Here is a 2,138-nt window from a genome sequence, read left to right as displayed (position 1 = left end):
GCCCCGGGACGGCGACCGGAGCCGCGGCGCCGTCCCGGCCACATCGCCCGGTCGTCCGGGACACCGACCTCTGGGACCCGGGACACGTCCCGCACGAGCCTTCCCTGGTCACGAGCACCCGGCGCGGGACGACCGCGCCCGACCAGGAAGGCACTCCCATGCAGGACAGCCCGCTCACCACCACGGCGCCCGTCGCGGGCGCACCCTCCCGCCGCGGCCGCGGCGCCCCGTCGCGCGCGTGGGCTTGGACCGGCGCCGTCGCCGGCGTCCTCGGCCTCGTCTCGATCCAGGCCTCGATGTCCTTCGGCACGAACTGGGAGGAGACCGCCGGGGACGCCGACGCGATCGTCGCGGACATGGCCGGCCGCATCGGCACCCAGCTCGTCTTCCACACCGCGACGATCGTCTGCGCGCTCCTGGTGCTGGTCTTCGCCGCCGGGCTCAAGCGCCGCCTCGACGCACAGGCGCCCGCCGGCTCGCTGCTGCCGACCGTCGCCGGCTGGGGCCTCGTGCTCGTGTCGGTCGCCGGGCTGCTGGGGTCCGGCCTCGACACGCAGTTCCTCTTCGCCTTCTCCGAGCCCGAGCTCGTCGTCCCCGAGTCGGGCGCGTTCTACGTCGACTGGGTCGCGACGATCCCGTGGCTGTGGGTCGGCGCCGGCGTCAGCGGCGTCGCGCTCGGCGTCGCGGCGCTGCGGCACTCGGCCGCGCCGCGCTGGATCGGCGTCGTCGGCGTCGTGCTCGGCGGTCTCGCGCTGCTCGCCGGCGTCTCCCCGCTGCAGTACATGGCCGGGTTCGTCGGGCCGCTGTGGCTGGTCGTCACCGCGCTCGGCTTCGCGCTCGGGGACCGGCGCTGAGCGCCCCGACACCTCTCGACGCACCGGGTGATGTGCGCGCCGGGCCCTTCTCGAAGGGCCCGGCGCGGCCCTACCTTGGGCCCGTGGCCGAGCCCGGGCCCGGCCGCGCCGGGATGCCCCGCACGGCGTGGACGGTGGCCGTCCTCGCCTGGTCCCTCGGCCTGTCCTCGCTGCTGCTCCAGCTCACGTCCGGCGTCCCGCTGCTGCTCGGCGACCTGCTGTTCGTCGTCGTCGACGCGACCGTCGCGCTCGTCTACGGCACCGTCGCGGCGGTCGTCCTCGCGCGCCGCCCGCACGTCGTCGGGTGGCTGACCGCCCTCGCCGGGATCGGCGGGGGCGTGGCGGCGTTCGGCGGCGCCTGGCGCAGCTACGCGTCGACCCACCCGGCCCTCCCGCCGCTGACCCCGCTCGCCGACGCGTACGGCTTCGCGTGGATCCCCGGAACGGTCGGTCTCTTCGTGCTCGTGCCGTGGTTCGTGCGCTCCGGGCGGCCGGGCGCGGGCGGCTGGTGCGGCGTGGCCGCCGGCGCGGCCTCCATCGCGTTCTTCCTCCTCGGCCCCGCTGATGACCCGCGCCCGGCGATCGCCGGGGTCGTCGTCGTCGGGCTCGTCACCGCCGCGGCGACGGCGTGGCGCTGGCGCCGCGGCCCGGTCGAGGACCGGCGCGGGCTCGGGCTGCTCGCGTTCGGCACCGCACTCATGGCGCTGTCGTTCGTGCCGCTGCTCGGGACGTGGGCCGACCCCGACGTCGTGCTCGCCGTGCCGCTCACGCACCTCGCGTGCCAGGCGCTGTTCCCCGCCGCCATCCTCGTGTGCGTGCTGCGCAACCGGCTGTGGGGCGTCGATCTCGTGCTGTCGCGCGCGACCGTCGCCGCGATGCTCGCGCTCGGCCTCGCGCTCGTGTACGGCGTCGTCGTCGTGGTCGCGGCGACCGTCGTCGACGGTCCCGCGGCGCAGGTGGTCGCGGCCGTCGGGGTCGCGGTGGCCGTGCAGCCGCTGCACACCTGGCTGCGACGGCGCGTCCACGCGCTCGTGTACGGCGACGGCGGCGACCCGGGCCGCGCCGCGCTCCGCGTGGGGCGGCACCTGTCGACGGCATCGACCGCCGACGAGCTCGTCGCCGGGCTCGCGGTCGGCGTGCGCGAGGCGCTGCGCCTGGAGTCGGTGACGATCGAGTGGCCGGTCGCGCAGCCGCTCGCCGGACCGGACGGCGGCGACGGCCCCGGGCACGGGTGGAACGCCCCGCTCACGGGCGCGGTCGCGGGCGTCCGCGACGTCGAGCACG

General features: G+C 77.2%; 1 protein-coding gene and 1 pseudogene. Both read left to right on the top strand.

Annotated elements, in window-relative coordinates:
• Nucleotides 1-158 precede the first annotated feature (158 nt).
• A complete protein-coding gene (locus tag JZ5iCDA_RS16860) occupies nucleotides 159-854 on the top strand; it encodes a hypothetical protein (protein ID WP_069388170.1) in 696 nt (231 codons plus the stop codon).
• An 83-nt stretch (nucleotides 855-937) separates the two neighbouring features.
• Nucleotides 938-2,138: pseudogene (locus JZ5iCDA_RS16855) on the top strand (sensor histidine kinase); the annotation flags it as partial.

Source organism: Cellulosimicrobium cellulans, assembly GCF_001722485.1.
Taxonomy (GTDB): domain Bacteria; phylum Actinomycetota; class Actinomycetes; order Actinomycetales; family Cellulomonadaceae; genus Cellulosimicrobium; species Cellulosimicrobium cellulans_A.
Note: the sequence above shows the minus strand (reverse complement) of the source record. Positions and strands in the feature narration are given on the sequence as shown.

Excerpts from the sequence above, each read along its gene's own strand:
- JZ5iCDA_RS16860 (WP_069388170.1), top strand. The coding sequence starts at position 159 with ATGCAGGACAGCCCGCTCACCACCACGGCGCCCGTCGCGGGCGCACCC.